14 protein-coding genes and 2 pseudogenes are annotated in these 18,196 nt (G+C 71.6%); 10 read left to right on the forward strand and 6 right to left on the reverse strand.

Translation table 11 applies throughout. The features are described 5' to 3' along the window. Window positions 1–268: 268 nt before the first annotated feature. From AB0I41_RS14700 to AB0I41_RS14725, 6 genes and pseudogenes are all read left to right on the forward strand, one after another. Window positions 269–619 (forward strand): annotated as a pseudogene (locus tag AB0I41_RS14700) (DNRLRE domain-containing protein); the annotation flags it as partial. Window positions 620–1,806: 1,187 nt separating this feature from the next. Continuing rightward, window positions 1,807–2,094, forward strand: a pseudogene (locus AB0I41_RS14705) (hypothetical protein); the annotation flags it as partial. A 195-nt stretch (window positions 2,095–2,289) separates the two neighbouring features. After that, window positions 2,290–2,577 carry a DNA/RNA non-specific endonuclease gene (locus AB0I41_RS14710; protein WP_357106843.1) on the forward strand — a complete coding sequence of 96 codons (288 nt, stop codon included), beginning with the start codon at window positions 2,290–2,292 and terminating at the stop codon, window positions 2,575–2,577. Between the two features lie 100 nt (window positions 2,578–2,677). After that, entirely contained in the window at window positions 2,678–3,103 is a 426-nt protein-coding gene (locus AB0I41_RS14715) for a hypothetical protein (protein ID WP_357106675.1), read from the forward strand. 182 nt (window positions 3,104–3,285) lie between these two features. Then, the gene (locus tag AB0I41_RS14720) at window positions 3,286–3,774 is read left to right on the forward strand and encodes an SUKH-3 domain-containing protein (protein ID WP_357106677.1); all 489 of its coding nucleotides are present in this window, start codon (window positions 3,286–3,288) and stop codon (window positions 3,772–3,774) included. 48 nt (window positions 3,775–3,822) lie between these two features. Then, complete coding sequence (locus AB0I41_RS14725; protein WP_357106680.1) at window positions 3,823–4,617, forward strand: hypothetical protein; 795 nt, start codon at window positions 3,823–3,825, stop codon at window positions 4,615–4,617. An 82-nt stretch (window positions 4,618–4,699) separates the two neighbouring features. On the opposite strand, the gene AB0I41_RS14730 is transcribed toward AB0I41_RS14725, so the two are convergent. Then, on the reverse strand, window positions 4,700–5,359 hold the full coding sequence (locus tag AB0I41_RS14730) for a hypothetical protein (RefSeq protein WP_357106683.1): 660 nt from the start codon (window positions 5,357–5,359) through the stop codon (window positions 4,700–4,702). Between the two features lie 906 nt (window positions 5,360–6,265). Here AB0I41_RS14730 and AB0I41_RS14735 point away from each other — a divergent pair. Then, window positions 6,266–8,161, forward strand: coding sequence for an AfsR/SARP family transcriptional regulator (locus AB0I41_RS14735; protein ID WP_357106685.1), 1,896 nt, complete (start codon window positions 6,266–6,268; stop codon window positions 8,159–8,161). Between the two features lie 182 nt (window positions 8,162–8,343). Here the strand turns inward: AB0I41_RS14735 and AB0I41_RS14740 are convergent, their stop codons facing one another. The 4 genes from AB0I41_RS14740 to AB0I41_RS14755 form a co-directional block, all read right to left on the reverse strand. Further along, window positions 8,344–8,616 (reverse strand): hypothetical protein, encoded by a 273-nt coding sequence (locus tag AB0I41_RS14740; protein ID WP_357106688.1) that lies wholly within the window; start codon window positions 8,614–8,616, stop codon window positions 8,344–8,346. A 47-nt stretch (window positions 8,617–8,663) separates the two neighbouring features. Then, window positions 8,664–9,095 (reverse strand): hypothetical protein, encoded by a 432-nt coding sequence (locus AB0I41_RS14745; RefSeq protein WP_357106690.1) that lies wholly within the window; start codon window positions 9,093–9,095, stop codon window positions 8,664–8,666. Window positions 9,096–9,306: 211 nt separating this feature from the next. Then, entirely contained in the window at window positions 9,307–10,011 is a 705-nt protein-coding gene (locus AB0I41_RS14750) for a VOC family protein (RefSeq protein ID WP_357106693.1), read from the reverse strand. Window positions 10,012–10,081: 70 nt separating this feature from the next. Then, the gene (locus AB0I41_RS14755; protein WP_357106846.1) at window positions 10,082–11,143 is read right to left on the reverse strand and encodes a winged helix DNA-binding domain-containing protein; all 1,062 of its coding nucleotides are present in this window, start codon (window positions 11,141–11,143) and stop codon (window positions 10,082–10,084) included. 232 nt (window positions 11,144–11,375) lie between these two features. On the opposite strand from AB0I41_RS14755, the gene wrbA reads away from it, so the two are divergent. Then, on the forward strand, window positions 11,376–11,996 hold the full coding sequence (gene wrbA / locus AB0I41_RS14760; protein ID WP_357106696.1) for an NAD(P)H:quinone oxidoreductase: 621 nt from the start codon (window positions 11,376–11,378) through the stop codon (window positions 11,994–11,996). Here the strand turns inward: wrbA and AB0I41_RS14765 are convergent. Beyond that, window positions 11,971–13,890, reverse strand: a complete 1,920-nt coding sequence (locus tag AB0I41_RS14765) for a chorismate-binding protein (protein ID WP_357106699.1) — start codon at window positions 13,888–13,890, stop codon at window positions 11,971–11,973. The genes wrbA and AB0I41_RS14765 overlap by 26 nt on opposite strands. Before the next feature lie 269 nt (window positions 13,891–14,159). Here AB0I41_RS14765 and AB0I41_RS14770 point away from each other — a divergent pair, with 269 nt between their 5' ends. Both AB0I41_RS14770 and AB0I41_RS14775 read left to right on the forward strand, forming a co-directional pair. Beyond that, a complete protein-coding gene (locus AB0I41_RS14770; protein ID WP_357106702.1) occupies window positions 14,160–15,560 on the forward strand; it encodes an FGGY family carbohydrate kinase in 1,401 nt (466 codons plus the stop codon). 94 nt (window positions 15,561–15,654) lie between these two features. After that, a complete protein-coding gene (locus AB0I41_RS14775) occupies window positions 15,655–18,195 on the forward strand; it encodes a nitrate- and nitrite sensing domain-containing protein (RefSeq protein ID WP_357106705.1) in 2,541 nt (846 codons plus the stop codon). The last annotated feature ends 1 nt before the right edge of the window (window position 18,196 follow it).

Genomic DNA, 18,196 nt, shown 5'->3' on the forward strand with positions numbered 1-18,196 from the left:
CGTCGTTTACGACGTCACCGCTACCGCGTTGAAGGAGAAGATCGTTCTGCACCGCGCCCCGACCGGGCCGGTGTCGTACACGTTCACTCTGGACACGGCTGGTCTGATCGCGCAGCAGCGGGCGGACGGGTCGATCGCGTTCGTGCGTCGGGACGGTGGCGCGCCGGTGTTCGTGATGCCGGCGCCGTTCATGTATGACGCGAAGGATGACAAGGCGTCGCCGCACGGCAAGGTGTGGAGCGACAAGGTCAGCCAGCGGGTGCAGCAGATGTACGGGCAGACGACTGTCACGGTGTCGGCGGACGCGGGCTGGTTGGCCGATCCGGCGCGGGTGTATCCGGTGGTCGTCGACCCGACCATCAAGGTGCAGCCGGTGCCGGCCGATGCGCAGGATGTGCAGATCTACTCGGGTGCCACCACCACGAACTACAACGACACGTACCAGTTGAAGGTCGGCACGACCGACACGCAGTCGTGGCGGTCGTTGTTGAAGCTCAACGTCGGCTCGATTCCGGCGAACACGCCGATCGACGACGCGCAGCTGCAGCTGTACTACTCGCAGACGCACACCACCTACGCGGCCGACGTGCCGATGCAGGCGCACCGGGTGACCGCGGACTGGGCCGAGGGGTGCGGGGGCGCCGTCGCCTGCGCCACGTGGGCAAGCATCAACGGCAAGTTCGCCGGTGCGCCGGCGGGCAACGTGGTGACCAAGGACGACGGCGACTCCGGGACGTCAGTGACCGGGTCGTGGCCGTACTCGAGCAGCACGTTGAAGGCGCAGGCGGTCAACACCGACTACCGCTACCACGGCAGCACCCTCTCGACGGACACCCACACCTGGGTGCCGACCATCACGGAGTCGGGTGACTACCAGGTCGAGGTGCACTACGTGGGTTACTCGGACCGGCCGGACAACGCCCCGTACACGGTGTACTACTCCGGCGGCTCGAAGCAGTACCCCGTCAACCAGAAGACGCCGGACAGCCAGGGCGCGTGGGTGACGCTGGGAACCCATCCGTTCGTGGCCGGCACCACCGGCAAGGTGGTGCTCAACGGCGTGCCCGGCACGTCCGCCATCGCCGATGCGGTGCGGTTCACCAAGGCCGGCGCGGTCAAGAAGTACGGCAAGTCCAGCGTCTGGAACTCGTTCCCGGTGCGCAACCTCGTCCAGGACTGGGTCAACGGCACCTACCCGAACTACGGGTTCATGGTCAAGGCCCTCGACGAGGCGACGAAGGGCAAGGGCGGGCCGATCTACGAGGCGTCCGAGTACGCATACAACAACGACCGGCGGGACTTCAACCTGCCGAAGCTGGTGGTCACCTACGGGCGGCCGGGTGTCACGGTGAACCCGCCGACCACGATCACCTCGACCGGCGCGGTGCTGGACTGGCCCGCCTACACCGACCCGGACCGGGTTCCGGGGACCGGCGACGACATCGTCGAGTACCAGGTGCACCGCAGTGTCCACCAGAACTTCGAGCCCTCGGCCGCGACGCTGATCTCGCCGGTCTCCTCGGCCACCCGCGCGTACCAGGACAGCACCGCGGTGCCGACGGCGGCCGACAACACCGACCCGATGGCGCGGAAGTTCTACTACTACATGGTCGCGGTGAAGACCCAGGACGGGCAGGTCATCGCCGGTCCGACCCAGCAGGCGATGCTCCCGAAGGCCGGGCAGATCACCCGGATCTACCGGACCGCCGCGACCGACTCGATCGGCACCAACGGCGTCATCGACACCACCCTGTCAGCCACGAAGTCGACGACCAACCTCGACGTGTACGGGTGCTGGCCACCGACGTGGAGACCGGCCAGAACCAGGACCGGGTCATCACCAACGCCCGCAGTGTCGAAGGCAAGAAGACCTTCATCACCTTCACCGTCGACGTCGACGGTAGGGACGGGTCGAAGACCGGAAGCATCACTTCCACTGATGCCCACCTGGTCTGGCTCCCCGACGCCGGCACGTGGGCCAAGGCAGAACAGCTCAAGCCCGGCATGTGGTTGCAGACCGCATCCGGAACCTGGGTCCAGATCACCGCGGTCAAGCGGACCGTCAAGCACGAGCGGGTCCACAACCTCACCGTTGACGGTGTCCACAGCTACCACGTGCTCGCCGGAGCCACGCCAGTTCTGGTGCACAACGACAGTTGCCCCCGCAGGTCGGCTGACTACGGCACGATCAACGACCACGGCCAGCGGAGTGGGATGCGTGTCCTTCTCGACAAGGACAACATCGGCGGAAAGACCAAGCCTAATCCCACTGAGCCAATCCCTGCCCTGGTGAAGGGCCAGGACAATCAGACGCATCTGCTGGCGGCTATGCTTGGTGGTTCGAACACCGACCCGCGGAACTTCGTTGCTATGCACCGCTATGCGAACAGCCCGACGATGCGTAGTGTCGAGTTCCAGATCCGTGATGCAGTCAAAGCAGGACAGCAGGTGGACTTGCGGGTCACGCCCATCTACCAAGGAACCAGCGCGAGACCAGGCGGGATCACCATGCAGGCTGTAGGGCCGGGACCGGACCCGTTGATGCTGATGGTGACGATTCTCAACAAGAAAAAGTAGAATGCAAGATTATGTAGACTTGATCGTCCGCCTCATCAGTGGACCAGAAACTCGAAGGCTGCACGACTGGGAGTCGTTCGAGGTAACCGTGGGAGTCGCTGTGCCCCGGGACTATAAGGATTTGATCGACAGGGTGGGCGCCGTTTTGATCGACGAATCCCTGTGCCTCTTTGAGCCTGGAGGGCGCGAGGGCTATACCGACCTGGGTGTGTTGATCGAAGAGCGTGAAAGTTCCTGGAGTCGGTTTGCGGAAGTGGGTGTCGAGCTACCCGACCAATACTTCCGGGAGGGACGACGTCTGGTCGCCTTCGCTGCCGTGGAAGCGAATTACTTCTTCTGGAAGGTCCTGCCCGGTGTGCCGGCGGACCAATGGGGGGTGGTGATTGTCGATGCGGAACTGGAAGACTGGCTGGAGTACGATATGACTGCCACCGAATGCATCTATAAGCTCCTTGGCGGGCAGATCGAATTAGAGCAGTTTGAAGGTCTGTTCGATGGGCCCGAGCATGCATACCGGCCACTGTAGGCAGCTTCGCGGATACTAGTTGACGACTGATTTGAGTGGCCACTCCTACCGGAGTGGCCACTCAATTGGAAAGTCGTACTCACCTAGTGCGGCAGCCGGGTCTATCGGGCAACGCGAGCCCGATCTGCGGCTTCCACGTGGAACAGGGGAAGGCGTGCCTCGATACGGGTAAGGGGTCTCTGGTGGAAATTGCGGATCCGATATGGGGCGGGAAACCATCGGCACGGAAAGCTTTGCTTGCTGCTGGTTGGTACGAAGGTAGGCGTGTCGAATCCGTTGCTTGGGTAGAGATGCTTGAAGCGACGGGATTCGAGTTGAACGACCTGTCGTGGCGGGTTTGGGCCGAGTTTGGCGATCTGACGATTGAGAGTTCAGAGGCTCGTTTTCCGTCGTCGTCGCTGCACGTCGATCCGGTGGATGCCTGTATCGACGCACTGGACGAAGCTTCTTCGCTGAAGCGAGAACTTGGGGAGAACTACTCTCCCCTTGGCATTTGGTCTGTCCAGTTCAGGTCTTACATCAGCGAGAGTGGCCGCGCGATTGCTGTGGGTCCGCGGGTGATGTGGGAGTTGGGTCTGAGTTTTGCCGAGGCGTTGGACTTCGTGGTGAACGGCGACGGTGGCAAGGACCGCGCTCGTCGAGTGGACTGGCTGAACCCGCATTCGTTTTGATTCTCAACGTCTATTGCAGGGTGGCGTCACGCAGGCCAGTTTGATCGGATGGTGTCGCAGACGTCGGGGTCGAAGACGACGGCGTTCACGTATTTGGGGATGGACAACCAGGTGCTGCGGGAGGAGGTTGCGGACAAGGCGACCAAGTCCTATCAGTACGCGCCGTGGGGTCAGCAGCTGACGCAGATCAAGCACAAGGACGACGGATCGCGGGAGTACTCGCAGTTCATCTACCGGCCGCGTGGTTTCGGTCGCGACGCCTCACGAAAGGCGCTGTTGGTCATGACGACTGCGGAGGTCGAGCAGCAAATCGCCCTGGTCGCTGCTTTTCTGAGGGACACGGCGGAGGCCGTCGGGCACCCTGACATCGTGGAGCGTCTGGTGACACCGCTGCGGGTCACCATGGGGGACCTGGCTGCATTGCCGCGGTCGGACGACTTCTGGTCGGGGCGGGCCAACGATCGCCTCACGATCTTCAAGCTTGAGGAGTATGCCAGGCGGCGGGTCGACCGCGACCCGTACGACCGGCTCGCCGGTCGTACGCTGGTCGCCCTCGCGTTGCGGTACGGCGCCAACGATGGAGGGCTGCCGTACTTTGCTGCCGAAGTCGCCGCAGACCCTAAGGCCGTTGGTGACGCGGTGATCGTGGCGCATTGGATCTGCTCAGAGATCGGCGTTGACACCACCCACGACCTGCGTCGGGCTCTTTCCGGTGCCGATCGCGCCGCTCTAGCCGATTTGGCACAAAACCACCAGGGCTGGATAGGGGTAGCTGCCTGTATCGCTCTCAATGTTATGGCTGGAGCCAGCCTATACGAGGCGTATGCCCGTGCTGTTGACTGACCGGCCGCTGACCGCCTGTAAGCGACTTCAGACACGCAACACTAGGGGACGAGGGCGGGCCGGTGACGGCTGACTTTCGAGGTCAGGCCGCGACCGGGTAGTCCAGCTCCGCCGCCCGCTCCCGCAGGTCTGCCAGTCGCCGCTGCGGATTGAGCGTCTGGATGACCTCATCGGTCAGGGGCTGCAGCGCGAGGATCTGCTCGACCACGCTTCTGTCCAGCTCGACGTCGTAGACCGACCAGGCATGTTCCAGGTATTCCTCCGCGGCGTCGTCGCACAGGATGTCGAGCAGCCAGGCCCCGTCGGGATCGGTCTCCTCGTCGTCGGCGGGCGAGAGGTCGATCCCCTCACCGGCGTGCCACCGGTTGTCCCCGGACCGCCGCCAGAGCACGAAGGTGGCGTCGAGCGTGCCGTCCTCATGGCAGAACGTGCGCTCGTGCACCAGCGGCGCGAACTGTTCGGGCAACCCCTCCAGCAGGCCGGGCCACAGTTGGCCGCCGGTGTAGTTGTGCATTGGTGAATCGTGGTAGACGCCGCGGATGAAAGCACCATCGGCGGTGAAGACGATGTCGTACTCTTCGCCGCTGCCGTTGCGCATCGACGCCGCTTCGCACTGGCCCGCTCTGTGGCTGTAGTCGTAGTAGACGCCATCGACGATGGAGTCGAGCATCGCCAGGGCTCGGGAGCGGTCGCGCACCACATCGATGGGTGGCAGCTTGGCGGCAGTGTCGTAGACGGTCACCAGGCAAAGCCTACGAGTCGGCGCCGGACGACACCGTCGCGATGCGTCTCCACGTGCGGACGGGTCGATCCGGACACGACGATGGTCGGGGGATCACCCCCGGGGCCTGGCGGGAGCGACGCCAATGATCACTACCTGCAGTGACGATGGCAGCTGGGCTCGCCAGAGCTGAGCACCTCCACGGTCGCAGTGCCGAAGGCAGGAAGACCTTCATCACCTCCACCGTCGATGTCGACGGTAGGGACGGGTCGAAGACCGGAAGCTGGCGCAACCACCCGCTCCTGCTGCTGCCTGACCGAGATTGATCAGTAGATCCTGGCGTTCTTGCGCGAGAGCGCACGATGATCCGTCGAGGCAGGACTCCGGTTCTGATGAGGAGGTGGATCCCTCATTCGAGGAACGGGTGGCCCTGACGGCGCTGGGCCGAAGAGCTTCGGCTCGACCTCCGGAGCGGCTGGCGCGTGGCGAAGCGCGCGGCCGATCGCCCTATCGGCCGTTTGGACGAGAGTTACCGACTGACCGGTCACCCGCGTCCTGTCGAGTGGATCGTCACGGCTCGCCGGGCGGGGCCCGTGACTCACCGGAGTTGTCCGCCCCCTTGTCCGTCCGGCCGGTTGGCGCGACCGCCGACTCGGGTGTGGACTGATACAGATCGCTCCCGTCGTTGTTTCACGCTGGCAACACTGGGGTACTTCACTGATCTGTGACCGGGCCCGTTCGCCGCGTCGACGATCACGCCGGGTGACGAACCTCCGCGAGCGCTTCCGGTCCTCATTCCGTTACGGCGACACGCCGTTGAAAGGTATTGATGTTCGTCACCCTCTGATGCTGGCTTTCTGCCTTGTTGCACCCGAAACCGTCCACTTAGCCTGGGCGCGCTCGAGGTCCAACGGGGGGAGCGGCACGGTGCAACTGCAGATTCGGCTTCTGGGTAGCGTCGAGCTGTGCGTGGACGACCAGGTCGTCACGCCCGGCGCGGCGAAGCGACGCGGCGTCCTCGCCGGTCTGGCGTTGGAGGCCAACCGGTCGGTCTCCTTGCCGCGAATGGCCGGGATGGTCTGGTCCGACGTCCCGCCCGCCTCCGCGGTGGCGAATCTGCGGTCCCATGCCGCCGGGCTGCGCCGGGCGCTGGGCGACCGAGTGGTCGCCCGCCCCAACGCGTACGAGCTGCGGCTGTCGCCGCACGAGCTGGACGTCACCGAGTTCGACCGGCTCGCGGGTGAGGGACGTTCCCTGCTCGCGGTGCCCGACCCCGCCGGCGCTGTCGCCACCCTCACCGCTGCCCTGGCGCACTGGCGTGGGGCGTCGGGTGACGGCCTGCCCCGGGGCACCGCGCTGGACAACCGGTGGGCCAGCCTCGACGAGCAGCGGCTCCAGGTGTTCGAGGAGCTCGCCGAGGCGCGGCTGGCCGCCGGCGAGCACGGGCATCTCCTGCCCGAGCTGCGCGGGCATGTCGACGCCCACCCGCTGCGTGAGCGCGCCTGGGGGCAGCTCATGCTCGCCCTGTACCGCTGCGGAGACGTCCCGGCGGCGCTCACCGTCTACCGGGACGCCCGGGCCGTACTCGACGAGCAGCTCGGCATCGAGCCGGGCGAGGAGCTGGGCACCCTGCACCGCGCGATGCTCGACCGGGCGTCCGAGCTGGCGTACACCCCGCCGCCCGTGCCGATCACCACCGCGACCCCGCCGCCGGCTCCGGCTGTCGCCGCCGCGACCCCGCCGACCCCGCCGACCCCGCCGGCCGGGCCGGCCGGCGGCGCCGGCTGGGCGGTGCCCCGCGAGCTACCGGCCGGTCTGGTCACCTTCGTCGGCCGGGACCGGGAGACCAGCGAGGTGGTCACCGCCCTTCGGGGTACGACCCGCGCCGCCGTGGTCGTCACCGGCGCGTTCGGCAGCGGCAAGACCGCCCTGGCGGTACGCGCGGCGCACGCCGTCGCCGCCGACTTCCCGGACGGACAGGTGTTCGTCGACCTCGGCAACCGGACCTCGGTGACCTCGGGTGAGGTGCTGGGGCGGGTACTGCGTGCGCTCGGCGTCGCCCCCGCCGACGTACCGGAGAGCACCGACGAGCGGGCCGGGTGGTTCCGGTCGCTGGTCGCCGGACGACGGCTGCTGCTGGTGGTGGACGGGGTCACCCGTGCTACCCAGGTGCGACCGCTGCTCCCGGCCGGCCCCGGCCCCGCCCTCGTCGTGATCGGCCAGCGTCGGTTGGGCAGCCTGGACGGCGTACGGCGGGTGAGTCTCCGCCCGCTCGTCGCCGCTGACGCGCGCGACCTGCTGGTGGCTCTCGCCGGCCCGGAGCGGCTGACCGTCGTCCCAGCGGCCACCGGCGAGCTGGTACGTCTCTGCGCCGGGTCGGTGCTCGCCCTGCGGGTTGCCGGCACGCGCCTGGCGGCCCGGCCGGACATGTCGGTGGGTGCCCTGGTCGGCCAGCTCGCCGACGGGCGGGAACGGCTGGACCTGCTGGACTACGAGGACCTGTCGGTGCGCTCCAGCCTGGCCACCGTCGTCGCCGCCGTCCGCAGCGACGACGAGGTGGCCGTGCGGCTCCTCACCCTGCTCGGCGCGGCGCCCGACGCCCTGCGCCGGCCCGAGCGGGTCGCCCGGCAGCTCGGGATCTCCGGTGCGCGGCTGCGCCGTACCCTGGACGACCTGGCGGACGCGCATCTGGTCCAGCGGGACGAGCCCGGCGGCTACCGGCTGCCGGGGTTGGTCCGGGAGTACGCCGCCGAGCTGGCCGACGTGCCGACCGTCCTGGCGCACCCGGTGACCGTCCGGCGGGGCGATCCCCTGGCCGCCTGACCGATCACCGACACCCCCTGACCAGGCCATCGACTCTGGCCCAGGCCGGCGCCGCCGGCGTGGGAGACTGTGCGGGACGACCTGGCCGGACGGCGTGCACCTCGTCTCGGCGGGCCGTACGCCGGGGCTGACGCGGACGACCGCGCCGGCTCCCGGGCCGGCGCGGTCGGGCGACACCAGCCTCAGGAGACCTCGCGGACGATCGCCACCGCCACCCGGCAGAACTCGTCCATGTCCGGGTTGAACCCGGCGGCGATGTCCGGGTGCAGCCCGGCGCGGGTCTCGTCGAGCAGCCGCTGGCAGACCTGCTCGACCGGCTCGCCCGCGTAGCTGGCGCGGACCCGGTCGGTGGCCGCCTGCAGGGCCGAGGTCAGCTGTTCCTCCAGCGGGCCGCGCAGCTTCTGCTGCACAGGGTCGAGCCCGCTCGGGTCGAGCGTGACATGTGGCTCCGACATCGGCGCTCCCTTCGTCGGCGTCCGCGGTACCCCACCGCGATCGTCGGTCAAACCCCGGCCGGTACGGCGGCCACCCGAACCTGGTACGAGAAGTCCTCCGCGGGCTCCTCCGCGTACGACAGCCGCCGGATCTGCCGGTCGTCGGCGTAGAGCGCCACGTCGACCAGGACGCCGAGGTGGGCCAGCCCGATGTTGGCGACCCGCTTCTTGTCCTGGAGCACCGCGCACACCCCGCCGAGCAGGCTGCTGGCGTCCGAGGTGCGGTGCCTCGGCGGGCAGCGCAGGGTCAGGTCGACCTCGACCGGCCCGCCCAGCGGTGTCCAGCCGGTGTGCTGGGCCGCGGCGCAGGCTGCCTGGAGCAGGGCGCGGACCCTCGTCGCCTGCCGGTGTCCGGCGGCGAAGATGGACAGCGCCTCGGTCTTGACCGGTGGCAGGCCGCTCACCTCGAACGTCAGGGCGAGAGCGCGGGTGTCCTGCACGACGGCACCTCCTCGTGGGGACGATCCTGCCCAACCGGTGGACCGGCAGAGGGAAGTTCGCGCGAGAACCAACCGATCGGGCGGGCTGGGGTCGGCCGGAGGCGTATCGACTTCGACGGCGACGCGCTGGCTCGGGGAGTCGTCCAAACGCTAGCCGAACCGGTGGGCGCAGGGTAGCCCCGCCGCGCCCACCTGCTGGGACGGCCGCCGGTCAGGCTGCCGGGCGCGGGGCGAAGGCGCAGAACTCGTTGCCCTCCGGGTCGGCGAGCACCCACCAGCTGACCGTCTCGTCGGGCTCGCGCAGCAGCGTCGCCCCGGCGGCGATCAGCGCGGTGGCGTCCCGGCCGGTCAGGTCGACGTCCCAGTGCACCCGGTTCTTGACGCGTTTCCGCTCGGGCACGGGGTCGAAGACCCAGTGGTCCCACGGGAAGCCGGCCGCGCCGGTCACCGAGGCGTGGCCCTCCTCCGAGGTCTCCACCCGCCCGCCCACCACGCCCGCCCACCAGGTGGCCTGGGCGATCGGGTCGGTGCTGTCCACCACCAGCTCGAACGGCCCGGGCCGGGCACCCTCCCGGGGCGCGAACACACAGAACTGGTTGCCCTCCGGGTCGGCGAGGATCCACCAGCTGATTTCGGCGTCGGGCTCCCGCACCAGCCGGGCGCCCGTCGCCAGCAGCGCCGCCGGGTCGGCGTCGGCCAGTCGCAGGTCCAGGTGGGCCCGGGTCTTGCCGGTACGCGGCTCGGGCACCCGGTTGACCCAGATCGACTCCGGCCCGGCCCCGCCCGGCCGTGGGTCGAGCCGGACGTCCCCGTCGCCGGTGTCGACCACCTCGCCACCGAGGATCCGGGCCCAGAACCCGCCGAGCGAGTGGGGGTCGGCGGCGTCCATGCAGAGGTCCTTGAAGCGCGCGATCATCCGGTCATCATGCCCGCCGGCCCCGACAGCGCGCCGCCCCGCGTGCGGCCCGACGGCGCACCGCGCGCTGTCACCAGGAGTGACGAAGGGGTAGGCCGAGGAAGTGGGCGTACCTCTCCAGCGCCGCCTCGACCCGGCGGCGCACCGACGCGTTGAACGGGGTCAGCGGCCGCACCGTCACGGTGACCCGGGCCCGGCCGACGGTGCGCTTCCAGGTGCCGACCACCCGGCCGCCGCGCACGATCGTGGACTGGAAGACCCCGTTGCCGCCCGGGACCACGGCCTGCCGGTGCGTCGGGTCGAGCATCAGCGTGCGGTCCTTGTAGCCGAGCAGGTACTCGTCGAACCCGGGCAGCGCCAGCACGTCGTCGGGCGTCGTGCGGGCCGTGTCGAGCAGGGCCGCGTCGACGACGGCCGGCACCCCGTCGACCTCCACGGTCGCCAGCTCGTCGCCGGCCACCACGATGCCCCGCTTGGCGTCGGCGGCGGTCAGCCCCGTCCAACCGGCGAAGTCCTGCCGGGTGGTCGGCCCGTGGCTGCGGAAGTAGCGCAGCGCCAGCAGGCCGAGCGCCTCGTCGCGCTCCGGGCGGTGCGGCGCGGGCGCCCACTCGTCGAGCAGGGCGAAGGTCTGCTCGGCGCCCACGTGCGGCGCGATGCAGGTGACGCCGCGCTGGCTGGCGTACCAGAGCAGGTGGTAGCCGCGCTGCCCGGCGGTGTCGATGCCGGCGGCGGCCAGGGTGGCCAGGCATTCCGCGCGGGTGAGCCGGCCACCGCCGGCCAGTGCGGCGCCGAGCACCTCGGCCGCCCGGTCGGCCTCGGCCTCGGTGAGGCCGAGCGCGGCCCGGCGGGCCGCCGCACCGGTCAGTGCCCGTACCCCGGTCAGCTCCAACATCCAGCGGGCGTCCCGTGCGGGTACGAGGTGCACGGTGCCCCGCATCGGCCAGGTCCGCAACGCCTCCCGGCGTTCCAGCGCCGCCCGCACGTCCGCCGCCGTCCACCCGGGCAGCCGCGCGCCCAGCGACCACATGCCGCTCGCCACGTCCTGGGCCTGCATCGCGCCGAACCACTCGACCACGCCGGCGACGTCCCGTGGCCGGCCGCGCGGTTGCTCCCGCAACAGCAGGCTGGTCATCCGCAACGCCAACGCCTCGCCGCCGGTCAACCGCACGTCGCCGCCCTTCCGCCGGGAACGACGGCCAGCATAGGTGGCGGCACCGACACTGAGCCGGACGCTCAGGCCGCCGACCCGGTGGCGGAGCCCTCATCCGTGCCGCAGCCGGACCGGATCGGCCGACCCGCGCAGTTTCACCCGGCAGGTAACGGGTAGTCGCGGAAGCTGATCCGAACCGAGGAGGGACGTGTCGATGGACGGCCAGGTCAAGGTTGCGGTCATCTACTACAGCGCGACCGGTATCACCTACCAGATGGCGCAGGCGGCCTGCGAGGCCGCCGGCGAGGCCGGCGCGGACGTGCGCCTGCGCAAGGTACGGGAGTTGGCGCCGGACGAGGCGATCCGGTCCAACTCGGGCTGGCAGGCCCACCACCTGGAGACGCAGGACGTCCCCGAGGCCCAGCTCGACGATCTGTCCTGGGCCGACGTGCTGATCTTCGGCTCGCCCACCCGTTACGGCATGGTCGCCGCCCAGCTCAAGCAGTTCATCGACACCACCGGCCCGCTCTGGTCGCAGGGCGCCCTGGCCGACAAGGTCTACAGCGCCTTCACCTCCACCGCCACCTCCCACGGCGGGCAGGAGTCCACCCTGCTGTCCCTGTTCACGATCTTCTACCACTGGGGCGGCGTCGTGGTTACCCCCGGCTACACCGACCCCAGCCAGTTCGTGGCGGGCAACCCGTACGGCGCCTCGCACACCAGCAACAACGGCGAGATCGCCCCGGACCACCTGGCGTTGGGCGCCACCGCCCTGACCGCCAAGCGGGCGGTGCGTCTCGGCGCCGCGGTCAAGCGCGGCATGGCGGCGAGCTGACGGTCAGCGCTGGACGGGCCAGCAGGTGCCCGAGCAGATCCGCCAGGACCGCCATGCCGTCCCGGCTGAGCACCGACTCGGGGTGGAACTGCACCCCGGCGAAGCCGGCGCCGCGCAGCGCGTGCACCGCCCCGTCGACCGGGTCGCGGGACAGCTCCACCGGCCCGTATCCGGTGCCGAGCCGGTCGTTGTCGGCCAGGGCGGTGAAGGTGGAGTAGAAGCCCACCCGCCGGGGCGTGCCGAAGACCGACACGTCCCGCTGCAACCCCTGGTACGGCGCCTCCCGCCGGTGCAGCGGCAGCCCCAGCAGGCCGGCGAGCAGTTGGTGGCCGAGGCAGACCGCCAGCGTCGGCAGCCCGGCGGCCAGCCGCTCGGCCAACAGCGCGCGCAGCGCCGTCATCTTCGGCTCGGTGACCGCGCCCGGGTCCCCCGGCCCGGGCCCCACCACCACCAGGTCGTACCCGTCGAGCGGGGCGTCCCGCCGCCACGGGCGGACGTCCACGCTGAGGCCCAGGGCGCCGAGCTGGTGGGCGAGCATCCCGGTGAAGGTGTCCTCGCCGTCCACGATCAGCGCCCGCCGGCCGGCCAGCCCCGCCAGCGTGGTCGCCCCGGGCACCCGCTGGTCGAGCCAGAACCGGGCCAACGGCGTGTTCCGCGCGGCGAGCGCCGCGCGTACCTCGGAATCGTCGGCGTAGCGTACCGACCGGCCGGGGTCGGCGGCCGGCGCCTGCGGGCCCAGCCCCAGCGCGGCGAGCACCCCGGCCGCCTTGGCGTGCGTCTCGGCGACCTCGCCGGCCGCGGTGGAGTGCCGCACCAGGGTCGCCCCGACCGGCACCCGCAGCTCGCCGGCGGGGGAGATCTCCGCGGTCCGGATCAGGATCGGCGCGTCGAGCGTCTGCCGGCCCTCGGCGTCGCGCCCCAGCAGGGCCAGCACCCCGGCGTAGTAGCGCCGCCCGGCGCGCTCGTGCCGGGCGATCACCCGGCAGGCGTTCTCCATCGGGCTGCCGGTCACCGTCGGGGCGAACATCGTCTCCCGCAGCACCTCCCGGACGTCCTTCGTGCCGCGCCCGGCGAGCAGGTACTCGGTGTGCGCGAGGTGCGCCATCTCCTTCAGGTACGGCCCGACCACCCGGCCGCCGTGCTCGGCGACCGTGGCCATCATCTTCAGCTCCTCGTCGAGCACCATGTACAGCTCCTCGACCTCCTTCGGGTCGCGGAGGAAGCGCAGCAGGGCGTCCCGGTCCGGGGCCGCGCCGGCGTGCCGGAAGGTGCCGCTGATCGGGTTCATCATCACCAGCCCGTCGTCGACGCTGACGTGCCGCTCCGGGCTCGCCCCGACCAGGATGCGGTGACCGGTGTGCACCAGGAAGGTCCAGTACGCGCCCCGCTCGCCGAGCAGCAGCCGGCGCAGCGCCGCCCGCCCCGCCCGCAGCGGCGACCCCTGCACCGTCGCCCGCAGGCTGCGGTGGATGACGAAGTTGGCCCCCTCGCCGCGGCCGATCTCCTCGGCCAGCACCCGCTCGACCGTGCCGGCGTACTCCTCGTCGGCGATGTCGAACGCGGCGCCGGCGGTGACCACCGGGGCCTGCGGAAGCGCGGCGAGCGCGTCGGTCAGGGCGATCCGGGCGTGCCCGGCTATCTCCAGGTACTCCAGCGGCGTGCCGTCGTCGACGCAGTCGAAGCCGCGCTCGGTGATCTGCCGGTACGGCACCAGGGCCAGCGTGCGCGGGCCGGGTGCCCCGTCCGGCAGCGGCAGGTCGGCGAGCCGGTCGGCGGTGCGGACCGTACCCGTGAAGAGGTCGAGGTGCGCGGCGCCCTCGCGGCGGACGAGCGCGAACGGGCCGGGGTCGGCGTCGTGCGCGAGGGTGGCGAGCAGGTCGTGCGGGCGGTTCATCGGGTCTCCTCCGGGCCGTCGGCGCCGCCTGTCGGGACGGCCCGGGAGCCGGGGAGAGACCGGCGGCCGCCTCGTCGGGCGGCCGCGTGGGAAAGCTACGCGCGGTAGGTGGCCGCCGGGTCGGCGGGCCACCAGCAGGACAGGTGCGCGAGCATGCCGACCACCCTACGCGCCCGCCGCCGGGCACGGAAGCCGTTCGGGGTACGGCCTCACGCGCCGGCCACCGATCGAGGCTTCACCGACCCGGCCGGCGGGTACCGTGACCCGCGATGAACATTCTCGCTCTCGACCTCGGCACGTCCTCGGTACGCGGGCTCGTGCTGAACGCCGACGCGGAACCGCGGCCGGGCGCGCTGGCCCGCCGCAAGGTGCACCTGAGCGTCGGTGACGACGGCTCCGGCACCCTCGACGCCGCAGGCTACCTGGCCTGCCTGGTGGAGTGCCTGGACGAGCTCGCCGCCGCCGGGCACCTGCGGGAGGTGGAGCTGGTCGCCGTCTCGGCGCAGTGGCACTCGGTGGTGCCGCTGGACCACGCCGGTGCGCCGCTCGGACCGGTCCTCACCTGGCTGGACACCCGTCCCGCGCCGGCCCCCGGCGCGGCCGGACCGGCCGATCCGGACGCCTACCACGAACGTACCGGCGCGTGGTGGCACCGCGGCTACTGGTCGGTCCGGCTGCCCTGGCTGCGGGCGCGGTCCGGCGCCCCGGTCGCCCGGTTCGCCGGCCTGGTCGAGTACGTCCTCGGCGAGCTGCTCGACGCCGCGCCGATGTCGGTCTCCATGGCCTCCGGCACCGGACTGCTCGACCTGCGCGCGCTGACCTGGGACGCCGAGGCCTGCGAGCTGGCCGGTCTGCGCCCGGGCGAGCTGCCCGAGCTGGCGCCGATGCACTGGCGCGGGAGGTTGCGCCCGGAGCACTCCCGCCGGTGGCCGCAGCTGACCGGCGCGGCCTGGGCCGCCCCGGTCGGTGACGGAGCCGCCTCCAACGTGGGCTCCGGCTGCGTCGACCGGCGGCGCGCCGCGGTGACCGTGGGCACCTCCGCCGCGATCCGCCTGCTGCAACGGCTTCCGGCCGGGGAACGGCTCCCGCCGCTGCCGGAGCAGCTCTGGCGCTACCGGGTGGACCACGAGTACGTGGTGACCGGCGCGGCCTACTCCTGCGGCGGCAACCTGTTCGCCTGGGCGAACAAGGAGTTCCGGCTGCCCGAGGGCCCGGAGCTGGCGGCCGCGCTGGCCCGCGTGCCGCCGGACGGCAACGGGGTGGTGGCGGACCCCCGCCTCGGCGGTGACCGGCCGCCCGGCCTCGTCCCGGCCGGCGCGGGCGTGCTGGGTGGGCTCAGCTTCTCCACCACCGGCGTCGAGATCCTGGCCGGACTGATGGCCGGCCTGTGCCGGATGGTCGCCGACGACCTGGTCGTGCTGGAGTCCACTGCGGACGCGCCGGTCGAGGTGGTGTTGGGCGGGGGAGCGTTGGCGGCCTCCGCGTGGTGGCGCTCGGCGTTCGCCGTGGCGCTGGCCCCCCGGCCGGTACGGCACCGGGCCGAGCCGGAGATCGGCGCCATCGGGGCGGCGCTGGTGGCGCTGGGTCGGGTGGCCGAGGCGGATCGGCTGCCGGTGGCCGCCCGGATCGACGCGGAACGCGCGCCCGAGTCCCCCGGCGCCGCTTCCTGAAACACGTGCCTAACGGCCCGTTGACACAGCTCGCGGGCCTGGTTGGATGGACTCCGCTCCCTGACGCGGGGAGGTGGGGACCGAGGAGGCAGGTGTGGGCGCAGGTCCCGACCGGACGCGGGGCGAGCAGCTGGGTCGGAGCCGGTGGGACGTCCAGGTCGTCCCCCACCGGCGGCGCTCGCCGTTCCGGCTGCGCGACTGGCGGATGCGTACCAAGCTCGCCACGGTGCTGGTCATCCCGTCCGTGGCCTTCCTGGTGCTGGCCGGGATGCAGACCGCAGCGCTGGTCGGGCAGACCACCGCGCTGAGCGACTTCGCCCGGCAGGTCGGCATCGGCCGGCAGATCACCACCGTGGTCGACCGGCTCCAGCAGGAGCGGGACCGTTCGGCGGGGGAGCTGGCCGAGCTGCGCCGGGTCGGGGCCGGGGCCGACCGGGACGCCGCGATCGCCGCGCTGCGGCCGTTGCAGGTGGCCACCGACCAGGCCGTCACCGAGCTGCGCGCGGCGGCGCAGCCGCTGGCCGACGCCGACGCGTCCTGGCGGGTGGCGTACGGGGAGGCGCTGGAGGCGTACGACCAGGTCATCTACATCCGGGCCACGATCCCCCCGGCGGTGCTGAGCAGCAACACCATCCTGAGCAACTACCACCGGGCCATCGACGCGCTGCTCAACCTGCTGGCGGAGCCCTCGCCGGGGGAGCAGCAGCCCGCCCTCACCGACGCCGTGCTGCGCTACGTGCAGCTGGCCCGGGTCAAGGAGCTGTCGTCCCGGATCCGCGGGCAGCTCTACGCGGCCGCCCGGGCCGGCCGGTACGACCTCGACGATCAGGTGACCCTCACCGACCTGCGGGCCCAGCAGCTGGCCGCGCTCGGCGCGTTCCGGGTCGCCGCCACCAACGAGCAGGTCCGGTTCTACGACCGGGCCTCGGTCGATCCCGCGTTCGTCGGCGCGATGAAGCTGGAGGAGAAGAGCCTGCCCACCGGCAACGGTCGGGTGGAGGTGCTGCCCGCGGCCCAGTGGTGGGCCGCCAGCGAGGCGCGGCAGGAGCTGCTGCGCCAGCTGGAGGCGCGGGTGCTGGACGACGCGGTGACCGGGGCCGACGAGGTCAGTGGCGAGCGGCTGCGCACCACCCTGCTGGTGGTCGGCGGCATCGTCGTGGTGCTCGGGCTCGCCGTGCTGCTCGCCCTGCTGATCGGCCGGTCCATCGCCAACTCCATGCAGCGGTTGCGCGGCCAGGCCCTGCGGATCGCGCACATCGAGCTGCCGGACGCGCTGGACCGGCTCCGGTCCGTGCAGGGCGGCGTCCCCACGATCGACGTGCCGCCCCCGGTCGTCCGTTCCCTCGACGAGATCGGCGAGCTTGCCGAGGCGTTCGTCGCCGTGCACCGCAGCGCGGTCAGCGTCGCGGTGGAGCAGGCGGAGACGCGGCGCACCGTCAACGCGATGTTCGTCAACCTGGCCCGACGCAGCCAGGTGCTGGTGGAGAGGCAGCTGGAGCTGCTCGACGACCTGGAACGGGAGGAGGCCGACCCGGACCAGTTGGAGAACCTGTTCAAGCTGGACCACCTGGCCGCCCGGATGCGCCGTAACGACGAGAGCCTGCTGGTGCTCGCCGGGACCGAGTCCACCCGGCGGTGGAACCGGCCGGTCGGTCTCGGGGCGGTGCTCCTCGCCGCCAGCGCTGAGATCGAGCAGTACCAGCGGGTCCGCCGCCAGTCGATGGCCGACCTGCACGTGGTCGGGCACGCCGTCGGCGAACTGGTGCACCTGCTGGCCGAGCTGCTGGAGAACGCCACCGCCTTCTCCCGTCCGGACACCGTGGTCCGGGTGGGCGCCCGGGCCGAGGGCGGCGGCGCGCTGGTGGAGATCGCCGACCAGGGGCTCGGGATGAGCCCCGCCGCACTGGAACAGGCCAACATGCTGCTGGCCTCCCCGCCGGCCGCCGACGTCGCCGCCTCGGAGCGGATGGGCCTGTTCGTGGTCAGTCACCTCGCCGCCCGGCACGGCGTCCGGGTACGCCTCAGCGGCGGCGCCCACGGCCTGGTCGCCCGGATCCAGCTCCCGGCCACGCTGCTGGCCGCGCCGCCCCCGGCGGAGCTGGACGCGCCGGTGTCGCCGCGGCTGCTCACCACGGCGGTCGCCGGCGCGACCGGGCCCGGTGGGCCGACCCGTCCGGCCGGTCCGCCGGCCCCGCTGGAGCTGCCGGTGGCGGGCCGCCGCCCCGGCCCGGCTCCGGTGGCGCCCGCCCAGCGGCGGCCGGTGCCGGTCCGCGCCGAGGACGTGCTGTCGCCGGCCGCCGGCGACCCCGCGGCCGGGGGCGGCTGGTGGTCCCGCCAGCCGCCGGCGCCTGCCGCGCCGGTGCCGACCGGTGAGGCGCCTCCCGCGCCTCCCGCGACGCCGGTCACCGGGGGCACCAACGACCGTGGCCTTCCGGTGCGGGTGCCGATGGCGCAACTCTCCGCCGTCACCGAGCCGGCCCGTCCGAGCGTCCCCGCGCCCCGGGAGGACCCGGACCCGGAGGCGGTCGGCGGGATGCTGTCGCGGCTGTACAGCGGCGTCCGCCGGGCGGAGGCCGAGGAGACCCGGGAGATAATCTTGCCCGCTGGTGGGCACGGCGAAGGGGGACGACAGTGAC

Source organism: Micromonospora sp. NPDC050200, from assembly GCF_040656135.1.
Classification (GTDB): Bacteria; Actinomycetota; Actinomycetes; order Mycobacteriales; family Micromonosporaceae; genus Micromonospora.

Coding starts and splice junctions, on each gene's coding strand:
- wrbA (WP_357106696.1), top strand. CDS start 11,376: ATGGACGGCCAGGTCAAGGTTGCGGTCATCTACTACAGCGCGACCGGT.
- AB0I41_RS14770 (WP_357106702.1), top strand. CDS start 14,160: ATGAACATTCTCGCTCTCGACCTCGGCACGTCCTCGGTACGCGGGCTC.
- AB0I41_RS14740 (WP_357106688.1), bottom strand. CDS start 8,616: ATGTCGGAGCCACATGTCACGCTCGACCCGAGCGGGCTCGACCCTGTG.
- AB0I41_RS14765 (WP_357106699.1), bottom strand. CDS start 13,890: ATGAACCGCCCGCACGACCTGCTCGCCACCCTCGCGCACGACGCCGAC.
- AB0I41_RS14750 (WP_357106693.1), bottom strand. CDS start 10,011: ATGATCGCGCGCTTCAAGGACCTCTGCATGGACGCCGCCGACCCCCAC.
- AB0I41_RS14725 (WP_357106680.1), top strand. CDS start 3,823: ATGGTGTCGCAGACGTCGGGGTCGAAGACGACGGCGTTCACGTATTTG.
- AB0I41_RS14755 (WP_357106846.1), bottom strand. CDS start 11,143: ATGACCAGCCTGCTGTTGCGGGAGCAACCGCGCGGCCGGCCACGGGAC.